General features: G+C 64.4%; 23 protein-coding genes. 12 read left to right on the forward strand and 11 right to left on the reverse strand.

Annotated elements, in window-relative coordinates:
- Position 1 precedes the first annotated feature (1 nt).
- Genes AC07R0_RS05235 through yicI form a run of 3 tightly spaced genes read left to right on the forward strand, consistent with a single transcriptional unit; the run spans position 2 to position 4,243 of the window.
- Positions 2-814 (forward strand): carbohydrate ABC transporter permease, encoded by an 813-nt coding sequence (locus tag AC07R0_RS05235; RefSeq protein ID WP_495104059.1) that lies wholly within the window; start codon positions 2-4, stop codon positions 812-814.
- A 7-nt stretch (positions 815-821) separates the two neighbouring features.
- Positions 822-1,883, forward strand: coding sequence for an ABC transporter ATP-binding protein (locus tag AC07R0_RS05240; RefSeq protein WP_495104060.1), 1,062 nt, complete (start codon positions 822-824; stop codon positions 1,881-1,883).
- A 29-nt stretch (positions 1,884-1,912) separates the two neighbouring features.
- Complete coding sequence (gene yicI / locus AC07R0_RS05245) at positions 1,913-4,243, forward strand: alpha-xylosidase (RefSeq protein ID WP_495104061.1); 2,331 nt, start codon at positions 1,913-1,915, stop codon at positions 4,241-4,243.
- Positions 4,244-4,299: 56 nt separating this feature from the next.
- On the opposite strand, the gene AC07R0_RS05250 is transcribed toward yicI, so the two are convergent.
- Positions 4,300-5,730 (reverse strand): aminotransferase-like domain-containing protein, encoded by a 1,431-nt coding sequence (locus AC07R0_RS05250; RefSeq protein WP_495104062.1) that lies wholly within the window; start codon positions 5,728-5,730, stop codon positions 4,300-4,302.
- A 110-nt stretch (positions 5,731-5,840) separates the two neighbouring features.
- Between AC07R0_RS05250 and AC07R0_RS05255 the strand changes: the two genes are divergently transcribed.
- From AC07R0_RS05255 to AC07R0_RS05270, 4 genes are all read left to right on the forward strand, one after another.
- Positions 5,841-6,554: a c-type cytochrome gene (locus AC07R0_RS05255; protein ID WP_495104063.1), complete on the forward strand. Its 714-nt coding sequence runs from the start codon at positions 5,841-5,843 to the stop codon at positions 6,552-6,554.
- On the forward strand, positions 6,551-7,819 hold the full coding sequence (locus tag AC07R0_RS05260) for a c-type cytochrome (protein ID WP_495104064.1): 1,269 nt from the start codon (positions 6,551-6,553) through the stop codon (positions 7,817-7,819). Before AC07R0_RS05255 ends, AC07R0_RS05260 begins: the two co-directional genes overlap by 4 nt.
- A gap of 95 nt (positions 7,820-7,914) precedes the next feature.
- Positions 7,915-10,797: a C1 family peptidase gene (locus AC07R0_RS05265; RefSeq protein WP_495104065.1), complete on the forward strand. Its 2,883-nt coding sequence runs from the start codon at positions 7,915-7,917 to the stop codon at positions 10,795-10,797.
- 77 nt (positions 10,798-10,874) lie between these two features.
- Entirely contained in the window at positions 10,875-12,098 is a 1,224-nt protein-coding gene (locus AC07R0_RS05270) for a M20 aminoacylase family protein (RefSeq protein ID WP_495075978.1), read from the forward strand.
- Positions 12,099-12,198: 100 nt separating this feature from the next.
- On the opposite strand, the gene AC07R0_RS05275 is transcribed toward AC07R0_RS05270, so the two are convergent.
- The 3 genes from AC07R0_RS05275 to AC07R0_RS05285 all read right to left on the reverse strand — a co-directional run bounded on the left by AC07R0_RS05275 (position 12,199) and on the right by AC07R0_RS05285 (position 13,619).
- Positions 12,199-12,669, reverse strand: a complete 471-nt coding sequence (locus tag AC07R0_RS05275; protein WP_495104066.1) for a hypothetical protein — start codon at positions 12,667-12,669, stop codon at positions 12,199-12,201.
- Between the two features lie 244 nt (positions 12,670-12,913).
- Positions 12,914-13,267 carry a hypothetical protein gene (locus AC07R0_RS05280; RefSeq protein WP_495104067.1) on the reverse strand — a complete coding sequence of 118 codons (354 nt, stop codon included), beginning with the start codon at positions 13,265-13,267 and terminating at the stop codon, positions 12,914-12,916.
- 40 nt (positions 13,268-13,307) lie between these two features.
- A complete protein-coding gene (locus AC07R0_RS05285; RefSeq protein ID WP_495104068.1) occupies positions 13,308-13,619 on the reverse strand; it encodes a BON domain-containing protein in 312 nt (103 codons plus the stop codon).
- 321 nt (positions 13,620-13,940) lie between these two features.
- Here AC07R0_RS05285 and AC07R0_RS05290 point away from each other — a divergent pair, with 321 nt between their 5' ends.
- On the forward strand, positions 13,941-14,261 hold the full coding sequence (locus AC07R0_RS05290; RefSeq protein WP_495104069.1) for a hypothetical protein: 321 nt from the start codon (positions 13,941-13,943) through the stop codon (positions 14,259-14,261).
- Between the two features lie 77 nt (positions 14,262-14,338).
- Here the strand turns inward: AC07R0_RS05290 and AC07R0_RS05295 are convergent, their stop codons facing one another.
- On the reverse strand, positions 14,339-16,408 hold the full coding sequence (locus tag AC07R0_RS05295; RefSeq protein ID WP_495104070.1) for an ATP-binding protein: 2,070 nt from the start codon (positions 16,406-16,408) through the stop codon (positions 14,339-14,341).
- 72 nt (positions 16,409-16,480) lie between these two features.
- On the opposite strand from AC07R0_RS05295, the gene AC07R0_RS05300 reads away from it, so the two are divergent.
- Together AC07R0_RS05300 and AC07R0_RS05305 are read left to right on the forward strand one after the other, a co-directional pair.
- Complete coding sequence (locus tag AC07R0_RS05300; RefSeq protein WP_495075972.1) at positions 16,481-17,212, forward strand: response regulator; 732 nt, start codon at positions 16,481-16,483, stop codon at positions 17,210-17,212.
- A 242-nt stretch (positions 17,213-17,454) separates the two neighbouring features.
- Entirely contained in the window at positions 17,455-17,823 is a 369-nt protein-coding gene (locus tag AC07R0_RS05305; RefSeq protein ID WP_495104071.1) for a phosphomannose isomerase type II C-terminal cupin domain, read from the forward strand.
- Between the two features lie 140 nt (positions 17,824-17,963).
- Here the strand turns inward: AC07R0_RS05305 and AC07R0_RS05310 are convergent, their stop codons facing one another.
- Both AC07R0_RS05310 and kbl read right to left on the reverse strand, forming a co-directional pair.
- On the reverse strand, positions 17,964-18,914 hold the full coding sequence (locus AC07R0_RS05310; RefSeq protein ID WP_495104072.1) for an NAD-dependent epimerase/dehydratase family protein: 951 nt from the start codon (positions 18,912-18,914) through the stop codon (positions 17,964-17,966).
- Positions 18,915-18,924: 10 nt separating this feature from the next.
- Positions 18,925-20,142 carry a glycine C-acetyltransferase gene (gene kbl / locus AC07R0_RS05315; RefSeq protein WP_495104073.1) on the reverse strand — a complete coding sequence of 406 codons (1,218 nt, stop codon included), beginning with the start codon at positions 20,140-20,142 and terminating at the stop codon, positions 18,925-18,927.
- Positions 20,143-20,260: 118 nt separating this feature from the next.
- Between kbl and AC07R0_RS05320 the strand changes: the two genes are divergently transcribed.
- A complete protein-coding gene (locus tag AC07R0_RS05320) occupies positions 20,261-20,872 on the forward strand; it encodes a helix-turn-helix domain-containing protein (RefSeq protein WP_495075968.1) in 612 nt (203 codons plus the stop codon).
- 74 nt (positions 20,873-20,946) lie between these two features.
- On the opposite strand, the gene pcaC is transcribed toward AC07R0_RS05320, so the two are convergent.
- Entirely contained in the window at positions 20,947-21,324 is a 378-nt protein-coding gene (gene pcaC, locus AC07R0_RS05325; protein WP_116604149.1) for a 4-carboxymuconolactone decarboxylase, read from the reverse strand.
- Between the two features lie 31 nt (positions 21,325-21,355).
- Positions 21,356-22,246, reverse strand: a complete 891-nt coding sequence (locus tag AC07R0_RS05330; RefSeq protein ID WP_495104074.1) for a LysR family transcriptional regulator — start codon at positions 22,244-22,246, stop codon at positions 21,356-21,358.
- Between the two features lie 94 nt (positions 22,247-22,340).
- Here AC07R0_RS05330 and AC07R0_RS05335 point away from each other — a divergent pair, with 94 nt between their 5' ends.
- Positions 22,341-23,345: an NAD-dependent epimerase/dehydratase family protein gene (locus AC07R0_RS05335; protein ID WP_495104075.1), complete on the forward strand. Its 1,005-nt coding sequence runs from the start codon at positions 22,341-22,343 to the stop codon at positions 23,343-23,345.
- Between the two features lie 57 nt (positions 23,346-23,402).
- Here AC07R0_RS05335 and AC07R0_RS05340 read toward each other — a convergent pair whose 3' ends face one another.
- Both AC07R0_RS05340 and zwf read right to left on the reverse strand, forming a co-directional pair.
- Complete coding sequence (locus tag AC07R0_RS05340) at positions 23,403-24,251, reverse strand: MurR/RpiR family transcriptional regulator (protein ID WP_495104076.1); 849 nt, start codon at positions 24,249-24,251, stop codon at positions 23,403-23,405.
- Positions 24,252-24,404: 153 nt separating this feature from the next.
- On the reverse strand, positions 24,405-25,865 hold the full coding sequence (zwf, locus tag AC07R0_RS05345) for a glucose-6-phosphate dehydrogenase (protein ID WP_495097911.1): 1,461 nt from the start codon (positions 25,863-25,865) through the stop codon (positions 24,405-24,407).
- Positions 25,866-26,158: the final 293 nt, after the last annotated feature.

Raw genomic sequence — 26,158 nt, forward strand, 5'->3', positions numbered from 1 at the left:
GATGCGACGCAAGCTGCTGTTCTGCCTGGCGCTGGCACTGACCGCGCTGTACCTGTTTCCGCTGTACTGGATGTTCATCACGGCGTTCAAGAGCAACCCCGAGCTGTTCCGCCTGCCGCCGACCTTCTGGCCGGAGGCCGCGCAGTCGAATATTGCCCGCGTGTTCCACGACTACGCCATGGGCCGCAACCTGTGGAATTCGCTGGTGATCGCCAGCGGCGTGACGGCGGCCACGGTGCTGCTGGGCACCGGCGCGGCCTATGCGCTGGCCCAGGCGCGCAGCCGCTGGATAGAGACGGCGCTGTTCAGCGTGCTGGTGCTGCAGGCCCTGCCGCCGGCGCTGATGGTGACGCCCATCTTCGCGGCCTTCCAGGAGCTGGGCCTGCTGGGCTTTCCGCGCCTGTCGGTCACGCTGGCGCAGATCAGCAAGACCCTGCCTTTCTACATGGTGCTGATGCGCTCGGCCTTTGTACAGGTGCCGCGCGAGCTGCGGGAGGCTGCGCTGGTAGACGGCGCCACGCCGCGCCAGGCCTTCATCCACGTGGTGCTGCCGCTGGTACGCAACAGCGTGCTGGTCACCGGCATCCTGGTCTTCTTGCAGACCCTGGGCGAATATGTGTTTTCGCGCTCGCTGATCCTGGACGACAAGTACACCACTACCACCGTGGCGCTGGCGGCTTTTGTGGGTGATACCAAGACCGACTGGGTCGGCATCATGACCTACGCGGCCATCTACACCACGCCGATTCTCATCACCTTCATGCTGCTGCAGCGGCGCATTGTCAGCGGCCTGACGGCTGGCGCACTCAAGTAGGTTCCCCATGAATACCATCGAAATCCAGGGCCTGGTGAAGGCCTTTGGCAGTACCGCCATCCTGCGCGAGATTGACCTCAACATTGCACGCGGCAGCTTTGTGGCGCTGGTGGGGCCCTCGGGCTGCGGCAAGTCCACACTGCTGCGCACCATTGCCGGGCTGGAGGACATTACCGCTGGCACGTTGCGCATCGATGGCGCGGTGGTCAACCACAAGCCACCGCGCGAACGCGACGTGGCTATGGTGTTCCAGTCGTATGCGCTGTACCCGCATATGGACGTGGCGCGCAATATGAGCTATTCGCTGCGCCTGAAAAAGGCCACAGCCGAGACGATAGGCAAGGCCTTGGACGGCGTGGCCAGCACCCTGGGCCTGCAGACCCTGCTGCAGCGCATGCCGCGCGAGCTGTCGGGCGGCCAGCGCCAGCGCGTGGCCATGGGCCGGGCCATCGTGCGTCAGCCCAAGGTGTTTTTGTTTGACGAGCCTCTGTCCAACCTGGACGCGGCCTTGCGCGTGCATATGCGCAGCGAGATCCGCAAGCTGCACCAGCGCCTGCAAGCCACCTCGGTGTATGTGACGCACGACCAGATCGAGGCCATGACCATGGCCGACCAGGTGGTGGTGATGCGCGCCGGCCGTATCGAGCAGGTGGGCACGCCGCTGGAGCTGTATGACAAGCCCAGCAACCGCTTCGTGGCGGGTTTCATTGGCTCACCAGCTATGAACTTTGTAGCGGGTGTAGTGGGCGGAGATGGCCTGCAGGTGGCCATCACCGGCGCCTCGGGCAGCGTGCTGGCGCTGGACCGCAAACGCCCTGCAGGCCGTGCGGTGTGGGTGGGCCTGCGCCCCGAGCATCTGCACATCCAGCAGGGCAGCAGCTTGCTGGGCCGGGTGGATGCGGTGGAGTCCACCGGCAGCATGACCTTCATCACTTTCGACTTGGCAGGTTGCAGCGTCACGCTGGCCCAGACCGGCCGGGTTTCTTTTGTTCCGGGCGACTGGGTGCCGCTGGGTATAGACCCGGCCCAGGTCCATGTTTTTGACCACTCCACCGAAGCCGCGCTGTGACGGCAAGGCCGTATTTCTGAACCAACTTTATGAAGATCAACGACGGTAACTGGCTCATCCGCAAGGGCCTGCAAGTAATGTACCCGGTGCATGTGCACGAGGTGCAGCAGCGCGGCAATGAACTGCTGGTGCACGCTGCGCCCAAGGACGTGTCGCAGCGCGCCTACCAGCTGGACACGGCGCTGTTCACCCTGCGCCTGTTTGCGCCGCGCCCCGGCATCATCGGCGTGCGCATGGAGCACTTCCAGGGCGGAGGCCCGGCCAAGCCGGCATTCACTCTGTATGCCGATCAGGGCAGCGCGGCCAAGGTGGAGATGGGGCCTGAACACGCCACGCTCAGCAGCGGCACGCTGTCGGTCCGCATTCCGCGCAGCGGCCCCTGGGCGCTGGACTTCTTCCACGGCGCGCAGCGCCTGACCGGCAGCGGCCTGCGCAGCGGCGGCCAGGCGCTGGAGGAGGCTACGGGCCGTGTCCACATGTTCGAACGCCTGGACCTGGGTGTGGGCGAAAACATCTACGGCCTGGGCGAGCGCTTCACACCGTTTGTGCGCAATGGCCAGGTGGTGGACATCTGGAACCAGGACGGCGGTACCTGCTCCGAGCAGTCGTACAAGAACATTCCGTTCTACCTCAGCTCGCGCGGCTACGGCGTGTTCGTCAACACGCCGCGCCTGGTGTCTTTCGAAGTGGGTTCGGAGAAGGTCGCCAAGGTGCAGTTCAGCACCGAGGGCGAGGCGCTGGAGTACTTCGTCATCGACGGGCCCGGCCCCAAGGACGTGCTGGACCGCTACACCCAGCTCACCGGCCGCCCGCCGCTGCCGCCGCAGTGGTCGTTTGGCCTGTGGCTGACGACATCCTTCACCACCGACTACAACGAAGAGACCGTCAACCACTTCATCGACGGCATGGCCGAGCGCGGTCTGCCGCTGCACGTGTTCCATTTCGACTGCTTCTGGATGAAGGCCTTCCACTGGTGCGACTTTGCGTGGAACCGCGAGAACTTCCCCGACCCGGTGGGCATGCTGGCCCGGCTGAAGGAGCGCGGTTTGAAGATCTGCCTCTGGATCAACCCCTACATCGCCCAGCCCTCGCCCTTGTTCCAGGAGGGCATGGCCAAAGGCTACCTGCTGCGCCGGCCGGATGGCAGCGTCTGGCAATGGGACCGCTGGCAGCCCGGCCAGGCCCTGGTGGACTTTACTAACCCCGCCGCCTGCGACTGGTATGTCGACCACCTGCGCCGCCTGATCGACATGGGTGTGGACTGCTTCAAGACCGACTTTGGCGAGCGCATCCCTACCGACGTGGTCTACCACGATGGTTCCGACCCGCAGGGCATGCACAACTACTACAGCTTCGTCTACAACCAACTGGTCTACCGCGTGCTGCAAGAGAAGCTGGGCGAGACAGAGGCCGTGCTGTTTGCCCGCGCCGCTACGGTGGGCGGCCAGCAGTTCCCGGTGCACTGGGGCGGCGACTGCAGCTCCAACTACGAGTCCATGGCCGAGAGCTTGCGTGGCGGTTTGTCGCTGGGCTTGTCAGGCTTTGGCTACTGGAGCCATGACATCGGCGGCTTCGAGAACACCGCGCCGGCCGACGTGTACAAGCGCTGGTGCGCATTTGGCCTGTTGTCCAGCCACAGCCGGCTGCACGGCAGCAAGTCCTACCGCGTGCCATGGCTGTTTGACGAAGAGGCGGTGGACGTGCTGCGCCACTTCACGCAGTGGAAGTGCCGCCTCATGCCCTATCTGTGGGACGCCGCCGTGCAGGCCCGCGACCACGGCACGCCCATGGTGCGGCCGCTGCTGCTGGAGTTTCCGCAGGACCTGAACACCCACAGCCTGGACCGCCAGTACCTGCTGGGCAGCCAGCTGCTGGTGGCGCCCGTGCTGCGCAGTGATTCCGAGGTGGACGTGTACCTGCCTGAGGGCCGCTGGACCCACTTGTTCACCGGCGAGGTGGTGGACGGCGGCCGCTGGCGCCATGAGAGGCACGGCATGCTGAGCCTGCCGCTGTACGTACGCCCCGGCAGCCTGCTGGCCCTGGGTGCGCGCAACGACCGGCCCGACTATGACTACCGCGATGGCCTGGAACTGCACCTGTTCGAGCTGGCCGACGGCCAGACCAGCAGCGTGCGGGTGCCCGATGCCCAAGGCAACGCCGCATTGCAGATGTATGTGCGCCGCGACGGCCAGCACCTGCACCTGCGCTGGCAGGGCCAGCTCTGGTCGGCCGTGCTGGTGCTGCGCGGTCTGCATGCCTTGCAGCAGGTGCCGGAGCATCTGCGGGCAGAGGCCAGCGCGCAAGGTCTGCGGGTGCATCTGCCGGAAGACGGGCAGACCCTGGACCTGCGGCTGGCATAGCGCTGATTGCTATTAAATAAGTAGCTTCTTGCGCAGGTATTACCTGCGCTGGCGGCCTATTTCTTATAAATGTCTTGCGCGCGTGCCAGCGCACCCAGCGTGGCCATGGCGGCTTCCATGCGCGCATCCCAGGGGTGGCCGTAGTTCAGCCGTATGCAGTGGCGCAGGCCCTGGCGTGCGGAGAAGATCGGCCCTGGCGCGATGCCTATGCCCTTGGCCAGCGCCTGCTGGTGCAGCGCCAGGGTGTCGAAGCCGGGTGCAAAAGTGAGCCACACAAAATACCCACCGTCCGGCTGCGATAGCTGCACATCCGCGGGGAAGTGGCGGGCTATTGCCGCGACCAGGCTGGCGTGCTGCGACTCCAGCGTGTGGCGCAGCCGGCGCAGGTGCTTGTCGTAGCCGCCGCGCTGCAGATAGTCGGCCAGCGCGGCCTGGGCCGGCAGGCTGGCGCCCAGCGTGGTCATCAGCTTCAGCCGCTGTATGCGCTGGCCGAAGCGGCCGGGTGCCACCCAGCCCACGCGGTAGCCGGGCGCCAGGGTTTTGCTGAACGAGCTGCAGTGCATCACCAGGCCCTGTTGGTCATAGGCCTTGGCGGGCAGCGGTGCCTGGTGGCCGAAGTACAGCTCGCCGTACACATCGTCCTCTATAAGCGGGATCTGGCGGCTGGCCAGCAGCGCCACCAGGCGCTGCTTGTTCGCCGCAGACAGGCTGGCACCGGTGGGATTCTGGAAGCTGGTCATGAACCAGCAGGCCTTCACCGGGTGGCGCTTTAAGGCCTGCTCCAGTGCGTCCAGGTCTAGGCCGTGCTGCGGGTGTACCGGGATTTCTAGCGCGCGCATTTTCAGCCGCTCCAGCGCCTGCAGGCTGGCGTAGAAGCCGGGCGACTCCACCGCCACGAGGTCGCCGGGCTGGGCCACGGCGCTCAGGCATAGGTTCAGCGCCTCCAGCGCGCCGCTGGTCACGATGAGCTCTTCGGCCGGCCGCACCATGCCCAGGGCCAGGTAGCGCTGCGCAATCTGCTGGCGCAGGTGGGCGCTGCCCTGCGGCAGGTGCTGCACGGTTTGCCAGGGTTGCGTCTGGCGGTTGCCGGCGGTCAAGGACTGGGCCAGGCGTTGGAGCGGAAACAGCTCGGGCGAGGGGAAGGCCGAACCCAGCGGCACGATGTCGCGCTGCTGCGCCGCGTCCAACACCGCAAATACCAGCTCGCTGATGTCCACCTTGGCTGCAACCCGCGCGGGCGACGGGACGGTGCGGGCCGTGGGTGCGGGCGGCAGGCTGGTGGCGGCCGTCACAAAGTAGCCGGAGCGCTCACGCGCCCGCACCAGGCCTTTTTCTTCCAGGCGGTAATAGGCCTGGAAGGCGGTAGACGGGCTGATGCCGTGCTGCGCCGTCAGAGTGCGGATGGACGGCATGCGGCTGCCCGGCGCGCGCAGGCCAGAGCGAATGTCGGCGGCCAGCAGCTCGGCCAGCTGTTCGTAACGTTTCATGTTGATTCCAACTGATCCGTAGATTTTTGCATTTTTGGCATCTGGTATGGTTTTTTAAACGCCAACTGCTGCTGTCCCTGGCGTGGCAAGTCCGGCATGATTCCGCCACTGTGAAAACTATTCTGCGCACCCTTGTCTTGCCCTTGCTGTGGGCCGCTGGCACCTGCCTGGCCGCGCCGCCCGTGTTTGAGGACAGCATGGCCCAGCGCACCCTGGCCTGCGTGGCCTGCCATGGCAAAGAGGGCCGGGCAGCCAGCGACGGCTACTACCCGCGCATCGCCGGCAAGCCGGCCGGCTATCTGTACCACCAGCTGCTGAACTTTCGCGACAACCGGCGCCACTACGGCCTGATGACGCAAATGGTGGACCCGCTGAGCGATGCCTATCTGATGGAAATTGCCCAGTACTTTGCAGCCTTGGACTTGCCATACCCCGCGCCCCAGCCCAGCAGTGCCCCTGCTGAGCAACTGCGCCGAGGCCAACAACTAGTCAGTCAAGGCGACCCCGCCCGGCAGATACCCGCCTGTGCCCAATGCCACGGCGCTGCGCTGACCGGCGTGGCGCCCAATATCCCCGGTCTGCTGGGTCTGCCGCGCGACTACCTGAATGCCCAGCTGGGCGCCTGGCGCACCGGCCAGCGCCGCGCCCATGCGCCCGACTGCATGGGCGACGTGGCGCGCAAGCTGCCGCCGGAAGATGTGTCCGCCGTCACCGCCTGGCTGGCCGCGCAGCCGCTGCCCGCCAATACCCACGCGGTGGCCGCTTTGCCTGCACTCTTGCCAGGCGTCAAGACCATCGTTTGCGGAAGTGCACCCGCGCCATGAAGAAGATCACCTTCGGACTGCTGGCTGCCCTGGCTCTGTGCGCCCTGGTGTGGGCCTTGAACGTGCGCGATGAATCTGACGATGCATCCGCCGCACCCACGGTCACGCCCGAGTTGCTGCAGCGTGGCGCCTACCTGGCGCGCCTGAGCAATTGCGCGACCTGCCACACCACGCGTGGCGGCACGCCCTATGCCGGTGGGCGCGGCATAGACACGCCGTTTGGCACGGTCTACAGCAGCAACCTCACGCCGGATGCTGCAACCGGCATAGGCCGCTGGTCGGCTAGCGACTTCTGGCGTGCACTGCACAACGGTCGATCCAAGGACGGGCGGCTGCTGTACCCGGCCTTTCCGTACACCAGCTACACGGCGGTGACACGCGCCGACTCCGACGCGCTGTACACCTATCTGCAGAGTTTGCCGGCCACCGCACAGGCCACCACGCCGCATGCGCTGCGCTGGCCCTTCAGCACCCAGCCAGCGCTGGCGGTGTGGCGGGCGCTGTACTTTCAGCCGGGTGTGCAGCAGCCCGAGCCGCAGCAGTCGGCCGAATGGAACCGGGGTGCCTATCTGGTGCGCGGCCTGGGCCACTGTGGCGCTTGCCACACGGCGCGTAATGCGCTGGGCGCCAGCAGCGGCGAGCTGGACCTGGCCGGCGGCTTGATCCCCATGCAGAATTGGTACGCACCCGCACTGACCTCGGCACATGAGGCCGGCGTGGCTGGCTGGCCGCGCGAAGACGTGGTGCGCCTGCTGCAGACCGGAATGGCCCCGGGCGCACTGGTGCAAGGCCCCATGGCCGAGGTGGTGCTGCAGAGCACGCAGTACTGGTCGGTAGCCGACCTGGGTGCGGTCGCCACCTATTTGCAGGCCCTGCCGCAGACCACGGCCGCGCCGCCACTGCGCGACCTGTCGCCCACCCCTGGCCGCATGCTGGAGCGCGGCGCGCAGCTGTACGACAAGCACTGCGCCCAATGCCATGGTGCGCAAGGCCAGGGTGTGGCCGGCGCGTATCCGGCACTGGCGGGCAACCGCGCTGTCACCATGGCCAGCACGGCGAATCTGGTGCAGACCGTGCTGAACGGCGGCTTTGCCCCCGCCACTGCCGGCAACCCGCGTCCCTTCGGCATGCCGCCCTTTGTGCTGGTGCTGGACGACAGCGACATTGCCGCTGTGCTGACGCATATCCGCAGCGCCTGGGGTAACCAGGCGCAGGGCGTGACCGAACTGGATGTGAACCGCATGCGCGCCAGCCCGGGGCATTGAAGCACTGGGTCCATCCCGCAAATAAGGGATGTTCTTTGCGCTGTGGCGGGTTCACAATGCATGCCCGACACACCCTCTGTCGAGAGGAGCACACCATGGGCATGCTTTGGGTTCGGGGTTACCAGGGGCCGGAGATTCCGGCCTTGCGCAAGGCGCTGGTTGCGGTGTTGGGCAGCGATGCGCTGGCTTTTCCCAGTCTGGCCAAGGGGGCTCCGTCCGACTTGGTGGATGCCGACGTGGAGGCTGCGGCCCGGCGCTGGCAGTCGGGTGTGGGCCTGGTGGCCGATGGTGTGGTGGGGCCGTACTGCCAGCTACAGCTGGGTCTGGCCAAGGCCCCGGCGATGGAGTTGGCACTGACACCGGACGCCGTACGCCAGCTCTTTCCAGCGACCAAGCCCGCCAATATCGCCCGCTACCTGCCCTATGTGGTGGCGGCCTTGGGCGCGCTGGGCCTGACGGACCGGCCCATCATCTGTGCTGCACTGGGCACCATCCGTGCAGAGACCGAGGGCTTTCTGCCGATTTCCGAGTTCGTGTCGCAGTTCAATACCGCGCCCGGCGGCATGCCGTTTGGCCTGTACGACGGACGCAAGGCGCTGGGCAATACCCAGCCCGGCGATGGCGCGCGCTTCAAGGGCCGCGGTTTTGTGCAGCTGACTGGGCGCAGCAATTACCAAAACTACGGCAAGGCCCTGGGCTTTGACTTGGCTGCCAACCCGGACCTGGCGAATGCGTCCGAGGTGGCGGCCCTGTTGCTGGCCCGTTTCATTGCCGACAAGGCCGACGCCATGCGCCAGACCCTGGCCACGGGCGGCTACGCGGTGGCGCGCAAGCTGGTCAACGGCGGAGCGCACGGTCTGGACCGGTTCAAGGATGTGTTCGTGCTGGCCGACAAGGTCTGGCCTGTGGAGGCTGTGGCGGCCAAGGCGGGCGCGCCGGTTAAACGGAGCAAGAGCACCAAGGCCAAGGCAGCACCGGTGCCGCGCCAGCTGACCGTACGCAAGGACCCGCCGGACCTGTGTGACCGACCTTACCAACCGCCGCCGCTGGGCTTGGACGATGCGTACCCCAGCGACGACGCCATACGCCGCTTTTTACCTGCCTACACCCAGGCCGGCCTGATCCTGGACCAGGGCGGCGAGGGCTCCTGCACCGGTTTCGGCCTGGCCTGCGTGGTCAATTATCTGCGCTGGCGCAAGGCCAATAGCCCGGCCCAGATGGCGTCGGTCAGCCCGCGCATGCTGTACAACTTTGCGCGGCGATACGACGAATATGCTGGCGAAAACTATAGCGGCTCCAGCTGCCGCGGCGCGTTGAAGGGCTGGTTCAACCACGGCGTATGCATGGCCGAGGACTGGCCCTACACGCAGGAGCAGCCGCGCTACGGCTATGCGAAGAAGGCGGTGCAGACCACGCTGGGCGTGTACTACCGCATCGACCTGAAGTCCATCACCGACTTGCAGGCGGCGATCCAGGCGGTGGGGGCGGTGTATGTATCGGCTTTCACCCACGAAGGCTGGCACAGCCTGCCGGCACGCAAAAAGAACCCCAAGGGCCATGCCGATATTCCGCTGATTCCGTTCAACGGACGGCCGTCGGAAGACAACGGCCATGCCTTCGCGCTGGTGGGCTTCAACAACCAGGGTTTTGTGGTGCAGAACTCCTGGGGTAAGGGCTGGGGTATGGGCGGCTTCGGGGTGATCGGCTATGCCGACTGGCTGGCCAATGGTATGGATGCCTGGGTGGTGGCCATGGGTGTGCCGGGTGTGGTGGTGGGGCGTGTCAGCGTGGTGGCCTCGCAGGCCAGCGCCGCGGTGGGTGATGCCAATACCAGCCAGTGGTGGAGCGAAGACCAGGCCTACCAGCACAGCGTGGTGCTGGGCAATGATGGCCGCGTCAAGCGCTACCTGACCGAAGACGAACTCAGCCGCACCCTGGGCCACCAGGTATGTGATCTGCCGGACCAATGGTTTCGCAGCCCGGCCAGTGGCGATGTCAAGCGCCTGGTGCTCTACGCCCACGGCGGCCTGAACAGCGAGGGCGACGCTATTCAACGCGCTCGCGCCATGGGGCGGCACTTTGTGGGTAACGGCTGCTACCCGTTGTTTCTGGTGTGGAAGACGGGGCTGCGCGAATCGATTGGCGGCATCGTCAGCGATGCGTTTCACAAGCAGCCCACATTGGCCGGCGGCCTGGCCGAGTGGATTACCGACAAGACCGATCTGGCGATCGAGAAGACCATAGGCCGGCCCCTGGCCCGGCCCATCTGGAGCGAGATGAAGGAAAACGCCGAGCTGGCCTTTGGCGCCGGGCGCGGTGGCGAGTTGCTGATCAAAGCGCTGCAGAAGTTGATGGCCACCTGGGGCGACAAACTGGAGATCCACCTCATGGGTCATTCAGCCGGCTCCATCATCCTGGGCCATATGCTCACGGCCTTGGCCGGCCGAGGCGTGCCCACGCCCGCCATCAGTTCCATCCATCTGTACGCCCCGGCGTGCACCGTGGCCTTTGCCAACAAGCATTACGCCATGGACCCGGCAGTGATGGCCCGGCTGCACCTGAGCGTGTTGTCCGATAGGGTGGAGCGCAACGACAACGTGGCGTCCATCTATCGCAAGTCCCTCTTGTACTTTGTGTCGAACGCGCTGGAGGTGGATTTGCGCACGCCCATCCTGGGCATGGAGAACGTCTACCAGGAGGACTACAACGGCTGGGATGGCAGCGCCAGCACCGGCGATGCGCTCAAGGACTGGCGGCGCGCGGTGGTCCAGGCGGGTCTGCAGCGGGATGGTCGTTTGCAGATACTGGACCGCGACAAGGTCACCACGGCTTTGCAAGCCGACGGCAAGACGCCTTTACAGCAGGTGCCGGCCAGCCATGGCGGCTTTGACAACGATGTGGACGTCGTTGGTCAAACTTTGGGTTTGATACGGCGGGGCCCGCTGTTGCAAGCAGTGGACGATCTGCGCGGCTTTTGACACACAAGGGCGAAGGGTTGGGGCAAAGCTTGTACAGTTCTAAGAACGTTCTTGCAGAACACTGTTTCACGCCGCATATGCCCACCTCTTTGCTCCAAGCCAATGGCCGCGCTTTTGCGCACATCACCCAGTTTCACCCCGAGCTCACGGCCTTGCGCCGCGACCTGCATGCCCACCCCGAGCTGGGTTTTGAAGAGGTCTACACGGCGGCCCGGGTCCAGCAGGCTTTGGAGTTGTGCGGTGTGGACGAGGTGCATACCGGCATAGGCAAGACCGGCGTGGTGGGCGTCATCCACGGGCGCAACGGCAAGGCCGGCAGCGACAAAATTGTGGGCCTGCGGGCCGACATGGACGCGCTGCCCATGACCGAAACGAGCGATCTGGCCTGGAAGTCGGCCAAGACCGGCCTGATGCATGGTTGCGGCCATGACGGCCACACCACCATGCTGGTGGGGGCGGCGCGTTACCTGGCGGAAACGCGCAATTTCGATGGCACGGTGGCGCTGATCTTCCAGCCTGGTGAAGAGGGTTACGCGGGCGCCAAGGCCATGATCCAGGACGGTTTGTTCGACCGCTTCCCGGTCCAGGCGGTATTTGGCATGCACAACTGGCCGCATATGCGACCTGGCTCCATCGGCCTGAATCCGGGCCCGATGATGGCGGCCTCGGACCGGGTGACAATTGAGATCACCGGCCGTGGCGGTCACGGCGCCCATCCCTACCAGAATATCGACCCGGTGCTAGTGGCTGCGCACACCATCACCGCGCTGCAAAGCGTGGTGTCGCGCAATATCCGGGCGATAGACAGTGGCGTGGTCAGCATCTGTGCGGTGCAGGCCGGCGACCTGGGCGCCATGAGCGTGGTGCCTGGCAAGGCCACGCTGGTAGGCACGGTGCGCACCTTCAACCCGGCCGTGCAGGACCTGATAGAGCGGCGCATCACTGAGCTGTGCAGCGCTGTCGCCCTGGGTTTTGGCGCAACCGCCTCGGTGCACTATGAGCGGCTGTACCCGCCCACGGTGAATTCGCGCAGTGAAGCGTTGTTTGCAATGCGGGTTGCCGAGGACTTGGTGGGCGCTGCCCAACTGGTGCGCGATCTGGACCCCAGCATGGGTTCGGAGGATTTCTCGTTCATGCTGCAGGTCAAGCCCGGTGCCTATATGCGCATAGGCCAGGGCACGGAAAACGGGCCGGGTAGCTGCGCGCTACATAACAGCCGCTATGACTTCAACGACGCCATCTTGCCGTTGGGCGGCGCCTTGTACGCCAGCCTGGCCGAGCAGTACATGCCGCTGGCCTGATCTGCCCCCCCCCCATTTTTCGCTAGAGATTGGATAGCTGCCTGCGCAGGCGCAACCTGTACTAGAGGCTCATTTTCTGTGCGTATTTTGGGCGTCGGGCTCAGGCCACGTAGAGGTCGTCAATGTCGGTTTGCGCCGTTTTGCTGCGCCGGGCATTGGCCCTTTGCAACAAGATGGTGATCAGCACCGCTGCGGCGGCGGAGCCGGTTACGACAGGTGAAGTTTTCAGCAGATGGGCCAGGCTGTCCACCGCCTCCACGCTGACTTGCTGCACATGGTCCACCAGCGCGACAACATCACTGGTGTGCACTTGTTGTACGTCTTCCAGCCGTGGCTGTATGTCTTGCCAACCATCGCGAAAGCGTAGCTTGGCGAAGATGCCATTGGCCACTGCTACCAGTGACAGCAAGCCCAGCGGGCGTATCAAGTGTGCCAGCAAGCGGCGCTTTTCAGGTGTGGGTGCAGCCTCGAATACCTGGCCGACGAGCTCGGCGATGACGGCGTCCGAAGCGGCAAGCTGGGCGGCAGTAGTCAGAGCGGTAGGCTCTGTAGCGGATGTCTGTGGATGCATGGTGTTTGTCCCCATATTGGTCACTGTTTTCCTGGTGCGGGCCGCGCTTTTAACGCAGAGCACAAGCAGCACATTCATGTGGCTGTATCACATGGAAAATCGTAATTGGGCGGTATGTCTGCATGATGAACCGGTGGGTTGAGCGCGTAAAGGCGACTTAACCATTTGTTACGAATTAACCCTGTTTTTGCACTGCAACATGAGCCTGTGGGTTGTGCATCGCCATGCTGGTGGCGGTAGATATTCAGCTTCGCAGCGCGTGGCACAGTTGCAGGTTGAATGCGTCGCCTGGCCGTAGCGTCAACGTATAGCCGCGGCAGACCTCACCCAAGATGGCCGTCACCTGGTAGGTGCCGGCGGGAAGGTCCAGCACCAGTTGCGGGCCGGCGTCGGCCACGGTGGCCACCCGCTTGCCTTGCAGGTCGTCTACATGCAGCCGCAGCGTTGGCTTGGTTGGCGCATGGCCTGTGCCCGGCAGGCGCCACCAATCGCGCAGGCGTTGCAAGGCATTGTGGTACTTGTCTGTTGCGGAGTTACAGACGATCAATTGGGCATCGGTGCCAGGGCGGGTGTCCAGGGGGTGCTCGGTGTTCTGCATTACGCTGTGCTTTCAGGTGGTCCGTGGAATGCGGGCGGTGCTAGTCGCGCGACGAGAAGACGCGGATGCGGCTATACACATTGCCCACACCCGCGACCTGGCTGGCGATGGCACGGGCCTTTGCCTCCTGCTGCGGGCGTTGGGTCCAACCATGCAGCGTGACATCGCTGTTGTGCACCGTTGCGCTGAGATCCTTGGCTTCGTTGCCCATCCTGGCGGACAGGGCCGACTCCACGGCGCAGCCCAGTGCTGTGTCGGTGGTGCCTGCGGCTGCAGGCAGGCTGGTCATCAAGAGCAGCGGACCCGCAACGAGGGCGAGCACTGCGATTCGGCGATGGAGTAGGGTGGTCATGGTGGTTCCTTGGCTGCAGTCACAGGTTGAGGTGCTTCTGCAGTTCCATGATCTTCTCGCCACGCCCCTACGACTTGATGACGTGACCCGCTGGCTCTATGACAGATGTAATCTTCACTGTGCTTCATCTGGTGTTTATCTGGGCTTAACCCAGGGCTAACACCTACTTACAGAAGCGATTGCATCTGTCACGCGCAAATGGATGTGCTGTCATGCGTGTGCGAAAGCATGCTTGCACCATGGCGTTGCAGGCACGTTGTTCCAGGGCTGGAATGGCGTGAGACCCGCATAGCTTCCCATCCGTATAAGAGGTAGACCATCATGCAACGCACATTCAATTCCTGGACATCCCGCACACTTTTGGCCGCAGGTTTGCTGTTCGGCGTGGCAGCCGCTCAGGCCGCCACGGGTTTCACGGTGGGCCAGCAGGACGAAACCCAGATCAAGGTCGGCATGGACGCCGCGTCGGTGCAGCAGGCCCTGGGCCAACCCGAACGCGTAATGCGCTATGGCAATGAGCCGGGCCCCACATGGGAGTACCGAGTGCAGGGCTCAAATGCGACCTTGTTTGAGGTGGACTTCAGTGCTGACGGCAAGGTTGCGTCGGTAGACCAACGTGATATCAATTTCAATTCCAACTGAGCCAACTGAGCCAACTGAGCGCTATTCATGAGGGCTTGTCGATCAGCCGGCATGGCTGATCGACAAGCCCTTTTTCGTTAGCGCACCAGCTCCGACAAGGCGCGGGCCAGATCGGCGCGTTGCAGCGGTTTGGTCAACAGCCGGGATACACCGGCCTCGGTGGCTCTCTGGGCCAGCAGTGCACCGCCGTAGCCGCTGACCATCAGGATGGGCAGCTGGGGCGCGAATTGGCGCACAGCATCGGTGAGCTGGATGCCGGTCAGCGTTGGCATGACTTCGTCGGTCATCACGGCCGAGAAACGTTCCGGCCCGTCGCGCAGGGCTTGCAGCGCGGCCATCGGGTCGGTAAACCCTACCGTGCGGTAGCCCAGGTTCCCGAGTATTTCTTCGGCCATGGCAACCAGGCCTGGCTCGTCGTCCACCACCAGCAGCGTCTGCCCTGCACCGCAGGGGGCGGACGGCAGTAAGGGCGTGGCGCTGGCCAGCACATCGGTGCATTCCGGAAGGTACAGCGTGAAGCGGGCGCCCTGCAGGGGTTTGCTTTTCACGTCGATAGCACCGTTGAATTCCGCCACGACGCCATGCACCACGGCTAGCCCCAGGCCGGTGCCGGAGTCTGCGCTGCGGGTGGTGAAGAAGGGTTCGAACAGGCGCTCCATCACCTCTGGACTGATGCCCTTACCCTGGTCGGACACCGTCAAAGCCAAGTAGTTGCCAGCAGGCAGCTGGGTATGGGACAGCACCTGGGGCAGAGTGACGGTCTTGCGCACCAGCTGCACACTGACCATGCCGCCGTGGGGCATGGCCTGGATGGCGTTGGTGCACAGGTTCATCACGGCCTCGAAGGCCTGGGTCGGGTCACCGCGCAGCAGGGCACCATGTGCCTCCAGGCCGCGCTGCAGCACAACGCCCGGGCGCAGCGTAGCGGCCAGCAGGGTCAGCACTTCTTCAATGATGGGTTCGAGTTCGAACACGGTGGAGGTGCAGCCGCCCCCGCGACCAAATGACAGGATGCGTTCTACCAGCGACTTGCCGCGCAAAGCGGCTTGCAACACCTTGTCGATGTGACGGGCCTGGGCGCTGCCGGGCGCGGCCGCGTCCTGCGCCATTTCGCCGAAGCCGACAATGGCCGCCAGCGCATTGTTGAAGTCGTGCGCTACGCTGCCGGCCATCACGCCTAGCGACTCCAGCTTGCTGGCACGCGACACCTGGGCCTGCAAAGCCTGCTGGGCGGCAATGCGGCGTTGGTCGGCGCGCTCCACCAGAAACACCGCGATGCCCATGATGGCAAGCAGCAGCACAATACTGGCCAGGGTGATTTTCACGGTGTCGCGCCATGGGGCCAATATGACGTCCAGATCCCGGGTGATAACCACGTCCAGCCCATAGTTGGGCAGGCGCCGCAAGGCCACCAGATACTTGCGCCCGTCCGGGAATTCGTGGACGGCTGTGCGTTGGTGGTTGGCCAGGCGCTGGGCAATCTCTTGCTCACTCAATGACGATTGCCGTACATAGGATGCAGCCAGCAGCACGCCATCCTGGCGGAACACGGACATATGGGCGTCTGGCGCCTGGGACGCCACGGTGAAAGCGCCCAGCAGGGCATTCGATGGCAGGGCTGCATAAATCCAGCCATGGTGCTGCGGAGTGGTGAACTGCGCGGCCAGCGTGACGGCCGTGGTGGTGCGGTTCTGCTCGGGATGAGAGCGGCCGATTGCGGTCGTCTCGGTATCCAGTTTGTTCAAGGGCGGAGAAAAATCGGGCTGCTCCGGCAGCGGCATATCGGTGGACGCCGCCAGCACCCGTCCATCGTGGCTGACCAGCCAGAGCGAGCGCACCATGGTCATTAGCTCGGTGCGGGTGCGCAGCGCCTCTTCGGCATCGGCGCCGGTAAGCGGTATGCGGTTGTAGCGCAATTCGTCCTGCATGGCATGCATGCCGCTTTGGATGCCTTGCAGCGTGCGGTGCATTTCGTCGCTCAGGGCTAGCGACAAGGTGTTCAACTCCCGCGTCTGGCTGTCTATGGTTTCGCTGCGCAAATGCCATAGCGCGACGCCCGCCACCAGTAGTAGCGGCAAGCCCAGGCCCAGTGCCCAGGCCCAGATACGCGGCGCTATGGCTTTGCGGGTGGTGTCGGTCTCTTGCATCTGATGGAAACTCCTGTGGGCGGTGCTGGCCATAATCCCGGATACTCTGTAAAGATTTCCATCTACTGATTTATGCAAACATCGACTGCCCCGCACATTCTAGTGATCGACGACGATCCCAACATCCGTGAGCTGGTGGTGGAATACCTGGGGGACAACGATTTGCGCGTCAGTGCCGGTGCCTCGGGTCGGGAGCTGTTCGAGATGGTGGACCGCGAAGCCATCGACCTGGTGCTGCTGGACCTGAAGCTGCCAGGCGAAGACGGCATGCAGCTGGCCCGCACCCTGCGCGAGCGCGCCACCATTCCCATCATCCTGCTGACCGGCCGCGCCGAGGAGGCCGACCGCGTCATGGGGCTGGAGCTGGGGGCCGACGACTACGTGACCAAGCCCTTCAGCCCGCGCGAGCTGCTGGCGCGGGTGCGTGCGGTGCTGCGCCGCTACCAGGTGCAAGCCACTTTGCCGGAACGCGACAACAGCCGCCGCGCATTCCGCTTTGCCGGCTGGGAGCTGAACCTGCGCACCCGGCGCCTGGTGGCACCGGGCGGGGATTCGGTGGAGCTGTCGAATGGCGAATTCAGCCTGCTGTCCGCGCTGTGCCGTGCACCGCAACGTGTGCTGTCGCGCGACCAACTGCTGTCCATGTCGCGCCTGCACGAGGCCGAGGTGTATGACCGGACCATCGATGTGCAAATCCGCCGCCTGCGCATCAAGGTGGAGCTGGACGCCGCCAACCCGCAGCTCATCGTGACGGAGCGGGGTGCGGGCTATCTGCTGGCCAGCGAGGTCGAGACCCTGTACTGAAGCCGCTGTGCTGCCGGGGAAGGTGTTACAGGGTGTATTAGTTTGCTACCTGTAACGGGTAATTCTTGGTGCTATTTGCTATTGAATAGATAGCTGTATGTGCAGGAATTTATTGCGTTAGTGCTTGTTTTTGTGCTTGGTGTTTCAGGCTGTTGGATGCGATGGGGTAGGCGGCGGCTAAGGGTTACTATCTAGTGCTTGCCAGCTTTACTTTACACAGTGCAGAGAGCATCGCCATACCCATGAATACTTCTACACGTACCGTTTCCATCGAACGTACCGAGCGCCCCTGGGGCTGGTATGAAAACATGCACGAGGCTCCTGGCCACAAGGTCAAACGCATTGGCGTGCACCCCGGCCAGCAGCTGAGCCTGCAAAAGCACCATCAGCGCGCCGAGCACTGGGTGGTGGTGGTGGGTACCGCCATCGTCACGGTGGGCGACAAGGTGGTCGAGTTGCAGCCTGGCCAGCATGTGGACATTGCCATCGGTGAAGTGCACCGCCTGGCGAACAAGACCACAGGCCCGGTGGAAATCATGGAAGTGCAGTACGGCAGCTACCTGGGTGAGGACGACATCGTGCGCTTGCAGGACGATTACGGAAGGGACTAGGCTCACCCCCAGGCTGCGCGCACTTCGTGTCGCTACGCCAACCCCCTTGCAGGGGGCGAACCCAGCGGCCCGGCGAAGCCGGTTCCGCGGGTTCTCTGGAGGGGGCTTCGCTGCGCTTGCCTTGAGAATGCAGGGTTAAGTTAACGGCGTTCAGCCAGCGGCCGCAGGTTTTTCAGCATGTCCTGCACCATCGCATCCAGATCGTATTCCGCCTTCCAACTCCAGTCGCTACGTGCGGCCTGGTCGTTGATGGAACGCGGCCAGCTGTCGGCTATCGCTTGGCGGTAGTCGGGTACGCAGTCCAGGCTGAAGCCGGGCACGTAGCGGGCAATCGCCTCGGCGATCTGGGCGGGGGTGAAGCTGATGCCGCCCAGGTTGTAGGAGCCGCGCTCACGTATTTTTTCCGCCGGAGCTTCCATCAGTTCCAGCGTGGCGCGGATGGCGTCGGGCATGTACATCATGGGCAGGGCGGTGTCGGCGGCCAGGAAGCTGGTGTAGCGACCGTGCTTCAAAGCAGCGTGGAAGATCTCCACCGCATAGTCGGTGGTGCCGCCGCCTGGTGCGGTCTTCCAGCTGATCAGGCCCGGGTAGCGCAGGCTGCGCACGTCCACACCGTGGTTGCGGTAGTACCAGTTGCACCAGCCTTCACCTGCCAGCTTGGAGATGCCGTAGACCGTGCTCGGGTCCATCACCGTGTGCTGTGGCGTGTTGTCACGCGGGGTGCTGGGGCCGAAAGCGGCGATCGAGCTGGGCCAGAACACCTTGTGCAGCTTGTGCGTGCGCGCCAGCTCCAGCACGTTCAGCAGGCTTTTCATGTTCAGGTCCCAGGCCCATTGGGGGTGCTGCTCACCGCGTGCCGACAGGGCGGCGGCCAGCAGGTAGACCTGGGTGATGTGGTTGCGCTCCACCACTTCGGTGAGGGCGCCGTTCTCGGTGGCGTCCAGCGTTTCGTGGTGTACGCTGGGCAGGCGGCCCAGTGGTGCCAGATCGCTGGTCACCACGGCCTCCTTGCCGTGGCGTTGCACCAGAGCCTGGGCCAGTTCGGTGCCGATTTGTCCGTTGGCGCCGACGATGAGAATCCGGGTATCCATCAAGTTCCTTTTATTGAATCAGAGTTAATTCGCGCCCGGCCTGGATGAAGGCTGCTACGGCGCGTTCCAGGTCGGCCCGGGTGTGTGCCGCACTGAGCTGTACGCGAATGCGCGCCTGCTCCCGGGGGACCACGGGAAAGAAAAAGCCCACCACGTACACGCCTAGCTCCAGCAGCCGCGCGGCCAGCTTTTGCGCCACCACGGCGTCATAGACCATGATGGGCACGATGGGGTGTTCACCTGGCTTGATGTCGAACCCGGCCTGGGCTATTGCGCTGCGGAAGTAGGCGGTATTGTCAGCCAGGGTGTCACGCAAATCGGTGGAGGCCTCGAGTAAATCCAGCACCGCGATCGATGCGCCCACGATGCTGGGCGCCACGGTGTTGGAGAACAGATACGGCCGCGAGCGCTGGCGCAGCAGCTCAATGACTTCGCGCCGCGCGCTGGTGAAGCCGCCGGAGGCTCCGCCCAGCGCCTTGCCCAGGGTGCCGGTAATGATGTCCACTTTACCGAACACGCCGCGGTACTCGTGCGTGCCCCGTCCGGTTGCGCCGATGAAGCCGCTGGCATGGCATTCGTCCACGCCCAGCAGCGCACCGTACTGGTCACACAGTTTTCGCATCACATTCAGCTGGGCGATGGTGCCGTCCATGGAAAACACTCCGTCGGTGAACACCAGCACATGCCGCGCGCCGTCGGCGCGGGCTTGCTGCAGCTGCAGCTCCAGGTCGGCCATATCGTTGTGCGCATAGCGGTAGCGCTTGGCCTTGCACAGGCGGATGCCGTCGATGATGGAGGCGTGGTTCAGCGCGTCGCTGATGATGGCGTCCTGCTCGCCCAGCAGGGGTTCGAACAGGCCGCCGTTGGCGTCAAAGGCCGCCGCGTAGAGGATGGTGTCCTCGGTGCCCAGGAATTTGGACAGCCGCGCTTCCAGCGTCTTGTGCAGGTCTTGCGTGCCGCAGATGAAGCGCACCGAGCTCAGGCCGTAACCCCGGTTTTGCAGCGCCTCTGCCGCCGCGGCCACCACCGCCGGGTGGCTGGACAGGCCCAGATAGTTGTTGGCACACAGGTTCAGCACCTCGCGCGCGGAGCCATCGGCCGCGAGGGTTTTCACGCGCGCGCCCTGGGCGCTGGCGATGACCCGCTCGGACTTGTATAAACCGGCAGCACGGATGCCGTCCAGCTCTTGTTGCAGATGGGCATAAAACGGGGCGGTGGTGGTGCTCATGGCGATCCTTCCGGGTGGGTAGGGTGTGTGTCGGGCACAATGGTGTGTGCAGTAAATTGAAATTGTGCTGTATATCGAACAAAAAATCAATATAGTGGATTAATCTTCTTCCAAAACCATGGTGCAACGTTCTTCCAAAACCACCCCGGCACCGGCAGTTGCGGCCAGCGCCGAGCCGCCCCGCGTAGGCGAGACCCTGGCCGCGCTGCGCCAGGCCCAGGCCTTGTCGCTGGATGCCTTGTCGCGCAAGGCCGGGGTGTCCAAGTCCATGCTGTCGCAAATCGAGCGCGCCCAGGCCAACCCCACGGTGGCCGTGGTCTGGCGCCTGGCGAATGCGCTGGGCGTGCCCCTGGGCGACTTGCTGGGGGCCGCGCCGCCTCCGCCCGAGCCGGCCATCACCGTGGTGCCGGCGCATGCCACGCCATCGCTGCGCAATCCGGATGGGGCGTGTGAGCTGCGCATCCTGGGTCCTATCGAGTTGGCAGGCCAGTTTGAGTGGTATGCGCTGTCTTTACAAGCCGGGGGCGTGTTGGAGTCGCAGGCGCACGAGGCTGGCACGCGCGAGCATCTCACCGTGCTGACGGGGGCTTTGGAGGTCGTGTCGGGCGACGAGCGCCAGCGCCTGAAGCCTGGGGAAACCGCCCGCTATGCGGTGGACCGGCCGCATGCCATCCGCAACCTGGGCAAGGGCGAGGCCACCGCCTGGCTGGTGGTGGTGCATGCCGGATAAGCTATTAAAAGAGTAGCTGCTTGCGCATGTAATACCTGCGCTGGAGGCTATTTTTATGCATAAGGCCGTGCTGCCTAAACGCCCAGTTCCTTGAAAACTTCCTTGGCGGTGCGGAAGCTGTCTATGGCCGCAGGCGCACCGCAGTAGACGGCGGTTTGCAGAAACACCTCCTTGATCTCGTCCTTGCTGACGCCATTGGTCAGCGCGCCGCGCAGGTGCAGCTTGAGCTCGTGCGGGCGGTTCAGCGCGGTCAGCATGGCCAGGTTCAGCAGGCTGCGGGTCTTGCGGTCCAGGCCCGGGCGGTTCCAGATGTCGCCCCAGGCGTACTGGGTGACCAGCTCCTGCATGTCGCGGTTGAAGTCGTCGGCGTTCTGGATGGCGGCGTCCACATACTCGGCGCCCAGCACCTCGCGGCGGGTTTTCAGACCTTGGTCAAACAGCTCTTGGTTCATGGGGGCTCCCGTCATAGAAGGATGCACTACTCTACGCGATGTGTTGCTGCAGCCCCTCGACTAGCGCGTCGAAGGTGACGCGGCAACGCGGGCTGTGGCGCAGGTTCTCGTGCATGGTGATCCAGGTCTCCAGCGGCAGGCTGGCTTGCTTGGGCAATAGCCGCACCAGCTCTGGCTTGCGCCGCGCCAGTGCCACTTGGCAGATGCCGATGCCGGCGCCGGCCTGGATCAGTGCCCAGTGCGCCAGATCGCTGTCGCTGCGCAGCGCGAAGTTGTCGCGCTGGAATACGCCTTGCAAGGACTTGCCGACGCTGCGGATGAATGGGGTTTCGGTGTCGAAGCCGATCAGCGCGTGCTGCGCTAGCTCGGGCAGGCTGTGCGGAGTGCCGTGCTGCTCCAGGTAGCTTTGGTGGGCGTGCAGGCCTAGCTCGACCTCGCCGATGCGGCGCGCCACCAGCAGCTCTTGCTGGGGCCGCAGCATGCGCACGGCGATGTCGGCCTCGCGGTGCAGCAGGTCTTGGACTCGGTTGCTCAGCAGCAGCTCGATCTTCAGCCCGGGGTACTGTGCGCGCAGGCGGGTCAGGATGGGCGGCAGCACCTCCACACCGATGATCTCGCTGGCCGTGACGCGCACCGTGCCGCGCACGCCTGCACCCTGGCTGGCCGCGGTGCGCTGCAGGGCGGCCGCCGTGCTGGCCATGGCTTCGGCGTCGCTGCGCAAGGCCAGCGCGGCCTCGGTGGGCAGCAGGCCGGCCTGCGAGCGGGTGAACAAGGGCAGCTTCAAGGCCTTTTCCAGCGCGGCGATGTGCCGACCCACCGTCGGCTGGGCCACGCCCAGCGCACGGGCGGCGCCGGACAGCGAGCCTTCCTGCAATACGCCTAAAAACGAGCGGTAGAGTTCCCAGCCAATATCGGTTGCCATGCATAAATGTATAGCCGCTGGTATGTGTTAGGCAATTCCATTTGAATGCCGCTGCTTCCAGAATCGCCCCATCCCTACTTTTTTGGAGCATCTAATGGATAACAAGCAGACGGTTTTGGTCCTCGGCGCAACCGGTGGCATCGGCGGCGAAATGGCCCGCCAATTGCGCGACGCCGGCTGGACGGTACGCGCCATGCAGCGCAGCGTGCCGGCGGCCGGCGAGACAAAGGACGGCATCCACTGGCTGCGTGGCGACGCCATGCAGCAGGCCGATGTGCTGGCCGCGGCCCAGGGCTGCAGCGTCATCGTGCATGCGGTGAATCCACCCGGCTACCGCCGTTGGGTCGAACTGGTGCTGCCCATGCTGGACAACACCATCGCCGCAGCCAAGGCTGAGCGCGCCACCATCGTGCTGCCCGGCACGGTCTACAACTACGGGCCGGATACGTTTCCGCTGCTGGCCGAGACCGCACCCCAGCAGCCGCTGACGCGCAAGGGCGCGATCCGGGTGGCGCTGGAGCAGCGCTTGCAGGCCGCCAGCCAGCAGGGTGCGCGGGTGCTGGTCGTGCGGGCCGGCGACTTCTTTGGTCCGCAGGCCGGTAACAACTGGTTTGCCCAGGGGCTGGTCAAGCCGGGGCGGGCGGTGCGCAGCGTCAGCAACCCAGGCCGCGTCGGCGTGGGCCACCAGTGGGCGTATCTGCCGGATGTGGCCCGCACCATGGTTGCCTTGCTGGCACGGCGAGACAGCCTGGACGCGTTTGCCAGCTTCCATTTCGGCGGCCACTGGGATGCAGATGGCAGCCAGATGGCCCAGGTGATTTGTCGTGTGGTGGCCCGGCGCAGTGGTGCCACTCCCCGTGTGGCGGCTTTCCCGTGGTGGTTGATGCGGCTGGCCGCCCCCTTCGTGGTGACGCTGCGCGAGTTGCAAGAGATGCGCTACCTGTGGCAGCAGCCTGTGCGCTTGGACAATGCCAAGCTGGTGGCGGCGCTGGGGCGCGAGCCGCATACCGCGCTGGACGCGGCGGTGGAGGCCACCTTGGAGGGCTTGGGCTGTCTGCCAGCGCCGCAGGTTCAGCCAGGTTTGCTATTGAATCAGTAGCTGCTCGCGCAGGTAGATTCTGCGCTAGAGCCTGATTTCCTATAAATTTCTGAAAGGCTAGGTATAGCGTTTGTTGCGCAGATTGTTCTTGATCTCCTGCAGCTTGGGCTGCAGGTGCTCGCTGCCTATGCGCAGGGCGACGCAGGTGGCCAGGATGTCGATGATCATCAGGTGCAGCAGGCGTGACACCATGGGGCTGTAGCGCTCGAAGCCTTCGGGGTGGTTGGCGGCCAGGTGCACGTGGCCGGCCGATGCCAGCGGCGAGCCGCTGGTAGTGATGACGATGGTGGTGGCGCCGTTCTTGCGCGCGATGTCGCAGGCGTCCATCAGGTCGCGGGTGCGGCCCGAGTTGGAGATGATCACCACGCAGTCGCCCGTGCCCAGCATGGACGCGCTCATCACCTGCATATGGCCGTCGCTGTAGGCGATGGCGTTCACGCCCAGGCGGAAGAACTTGTGCTGCGCGTCCTGCGCCACGATGCCAGAGTTGCCCGCGCCGTAGAACTCTATGCGCCTACCGGTTTGGTAGGTGGCGGCCAGGATCTCGGCGGCCTTTTCCAATGCGCTGGTACTGGCTTCGTTGCGGTACTTCAGAAAGGCGGCGACGGTGTTGTCGATGACCTTGACCATCACGTCGCTGGTCTTGTCGTCTGTGTCCACGCTGCGGTGGATGAAGGGCACGCCTTCGCTTACGCTGCCGGCCAGCTTCAGCTTGAAGTCGCTGAGCCCGTCATAGCCCATGCTGCGGCAAAACCGCACCACGGTGGGCTTGCTGACGTGCGCCCGATCGGACAGCTCGCTTACCGGCAGGTTGGCGAATGCGCGTGGGTCGGTCAGCACCAGCTTGCCCACGCGCTGCTCGGCGGGGGCAAGAGAGGACAACGAGGCTCTGATTCTGTCTAGCATAGGTTGGCGGTCGGGGCGGACCTTAGGTGAGATACCGTGGAACCGGCTTTGCCGGACCACTGGTATCGCCCCCTGTAGGGGGTTGGCGAAAGCGACTTGCGTCCTCGGCCCTTTGGGCCGATTCCAGGGGAGTGCGCGAAGCCTGGGGGGGAATCACGATTCTTCGCTCCAGCAGAAGCCGTCGCGTGCGATCATGGCGCTGGAGGCGCTGGGGCCCCAGGTGCCGGCGTTGTAGGGGCGCGGGCCGGCGGCGTCGTTCTTCCAGTGTTCGATGATGGGCTCGACCCAGCGCCAGGCTTCTTCCTGCTCGTCGCTGCGGACGAACAGGTTCAGGCGGCCATCCAGCACGTCCAGCAGCAGGCGTTCGTAGGCGCCCACGCGCTCCGAGCCGAAACGTTTGTCAAAGTCCAGGTCCAGCTGTACCGGCGCCAGCGACTGGCTGGCGGCGCGGCTGCGGTTGCCCTGGGCCTGAGCCAGCAGGTGCAGCTCCAGCCCGTCCTTGGGTTGCAGATTGATCACCAGGCGGTTGGCGGCGCCCACCGGGGCGTTGAAGATCGGGTGCGGCGTGGGCTGGAAGTTGACCACGATGTGCGCATCACGGCCATGCAGGCGCTTGCCGGTGCGGATATAGAAGGGCACGCCGGCCCAGCGCCAGTTGGCGATCTCGGTGCGCAGGGCGACAAAGGTTTCGGTCTGGCTGTCGGGGCTGACGCCGACTTCTTCGCGGTAGCCCGGCACGTTCATGCCGCCTGCCGAGCCCGCGGCATATTGGCCGCGGATGACATGTTGCGACAGGGTTTCGGGCGTCCAGGGCTTGAGCGAGCGCAGCACCTTGAGCTTTTCATCACGGATGGCGTCGGCACCAGAGTTGATGGGCGGCTCCATGCCGATCGCGCACAGCAGCTGCAGCGCGTGGTTTTGCACCATGTCGCGCAGGGCGCCGGTGTTCTCGTAGAAGGCGCCGCGCTTTTCCACGCCCAGGTCTTCGGCAATGGTGATCTGGATGTTGGCGATGTGCGCGCGCTTCCACAGCGGTTCGAACAAGGCATTGCCAAAACGCATGGCAAACAGGTTCTGCACCGAAGGTTTGCCCAGGTAGTGGTCGATGCGGAAAACCTGGTTTTCCTTGAAGCAGCGGCCCACGGTTTCGTTGATGGCGCGGTTCGAGGCCAGGTCGTGGCCCAGCGGCTTTTCCAGCACGATGCGGGTCTTGTCGCTGTTCAGCCCGGCGGCGGCCAGTTGTTCGCAGACGGTGGTGAACAAGGCTGGCGCGGTCGCGACATACATCACCACCGAGTCGGCATTGCGGTCATGCAGCACTTGGGCCAGGGTGGCGTAGTCGTTGGGCTTGGACAGATCCATGCGCTGGAATTCCAGCAGCGCGGCAAAGCGGTCGAACTCCTCGGCGTTCGGGCGCTTGGCGCCTTCCACGCTATTGAAACGGGACTGGATCAGCTCGCGGTACTGGGCGTGGCTCAAGTCGTCGCGGCCTACGCCAATGATGCGGCCGCCTTCGGGCAGGGTGCCGTGGCGGAAGGACTGGAACAGGGCGGGCATCAGTTTGCGCCAGGCAAGGTCGCCGGTGCCGCCAAAAAGGACTAGGTCAAAGCTCATGGGGTTGCATCCAAAATGATTTCCGCAATGTAACTTAGTTTCATGTTTCTGCAAATGCGGCGCTGAAAAATACTTTTACTGGTGTTGCAGCTTGGTACTTTCCCGGTTGTGCAGCAGATAAACTGGGGTCTAAGCTGGGTTGGTAACCTTGTTACTCCGCCTGGGGCTGTACTTGCCGACCTTGTGGGTAAGGTTTCGTAACCTAAAAGATGCCCCTGGTGGGAGCTAGGGACGGTTTTGTTTGTACCATTCGTCTGTTGGCGTCGGCTGCGGCGCCCGCTGGTTCAGCGAAT

The organism is Rhodoferax sp. GW821-FHT07F03 (assembly GCF_059418745.1).

Excerpts from the sequence above, each read along its gene's own strand:
- AC07R0_RS05265 (WP_495104065.1), top strand. The coding sequence starts at position 7,915 with ATGGGCATGCTTTGGGTTCGGGGTTACCAGGGGCCGGAGATTCCGGCC.
- AC07R0_RS05335 (WP_495104075.1), top strand. The coding sequence starts at position 22,341 with ATGGATAACAAGCAGACGGTTTTGGTCCTCGGCGCAACCGGTGGCATC.
- AC07R0_RS05235 (WP_495104059.1), top strand. The coding sequence starts at position 2 with ATGCGACGCAAGCTGCTGTTCTGCCTGGCGCTGGCACTGACCGCGCTG.
- kbl (WP_495104073.1), bottom strand. The coding sequence starts at position 20,142 with ATGAGCACCACCACCGCCCCGTTTTATGCCCATCTGCAACAAGAGCTG.
- AC07R0_RS05240 (WP_495104060.1), top strand. The coding sequence starts at position 822 with ATGAATACCATCGAAATCCAGGGCCTGGTGAAGGCCTTTGGCAGTACC.
- AC07R0_RS05310 (WP_495104072.1), bottom strand. The coding sequence starts at position 18,914 with ATGGATACCCGGATTCTCATCGTCGGCGCCAACGGACAAATCGGCACC.
- zwf (WP_495097911.1), bottom strand. The coding sequence starts at position 25,865 with ATGAGCTTTGACCTAGTCCTTTTTGGCGGCACCGGCGACCTTGCCTGG.
- AC07R0_RS05295 (WP_495104070.1), bottom strand. The coding sequence starts at position 16,408 with ATGCAAGAGACCGACACCACCCGCAAAGCCATAGCGCCGCGTATCTGG.
- AC07R0_RS05300 (WP_495075972.1), top strand. The coding sequence starts at position 16,481 with ATGCAAACATCGACTGCCCCGCACATTCTAGTGATCGACGACGATCCC.
- yicI (WP_495104061.1), top strand. The coding sequence starts at position 1,913 with ATGAAGATCAACGACGGTAACTGGCTCATCCGCAAGGGCCTGCAAGTA.
- pcaC (WP_116604149.1), bottom strand. The coding sequence starts at position 21,324 with ATGAACCAAGAGCTGTTTGACCAAGGTCTGAAAACCCGCCGCGAGGTG.
- AC07R0_RS05285 (WP_495104068.1), bottom strand. The coding sequence starts at position 13,619 with ATGACCACCCTACTCCATCGCCGAATCGCAGTGCTCGCCCTCGTTGCG.
- AC07R0_RS05290 (WP_495104069.1), top strand. The coding sequence starts at position 13,941 with ATGCAACGCACATTCAATTCCTGGACATCCCGCACACTTTTGGCCGCA.
- AC07R0_RS05260 (WP_495104064.1), top strand. The coding sequence starts at position 6,551 with ATGAAGAAGATCACCTTCGGACTGCTGGCTGCCCTGGCTCTGTGCGCC.
- AC07R0_RS05320 (WP_495075968.1), top strand. The coding sequence starts at position 20,261 with ATGGTGCAACGTTCTTCCAAAACCACCCCGGCACCGGCAGTTGCGGCC.
- AC07R0_RS05275 (WP_495104066.1), bottom strand. The coding sequence starts at position 12,669 with ATGCATCCACAGACATCCGCTACAGAGCCTACCGCTCTGACTACTGCC.
- AC07R0_RS05270 (WP_495075978.1), top strand. The coding sequence starts at position 10,875 with ATGCCCACCTCTTTGCTCCAAGCCAATGGCCGCGCTTTTGCGCACATC.
- AC07R0_RS05340 (WP_495104076.1), bottom strand. The coding sequence starts at position 24,251 with ATGCTAGACAGAATCAGAGCCTCGTTGTCCTCTCTTGCCCCCGCCGAG.
- AC07R0_RS05250 (WP_495104062.1), bottom strand. The coding sequence starts at position 5,730 with ATGAAACGTTACGAACAGCTGGCCGAGCTGCTGGCCGCCGACATTCGC.
- AC07R0_RS05280 (WP_495104067.1), bottom strand. The coding sequence starts at position 13,267 with ATGCAGAACACCGAGCACCCCCTGGACACCCGCCCTGGCACCGATGCC.
- AC07R0_RS05330 (WP_495104074.1), bottom strand. The coding sequence starts at position 22,246 with ATGGCAACCGATATTGGCTGGGAACTCTACCGCTCGTTTTTAGGCGTA.
- AC07R0_RS05305 (WP_495104071.1), top strand. The coding sequence starts at position 17,455 with ATGAATACTTCTACACGTACCGTTTCCATCGAACGTACCGAGCGCCCC.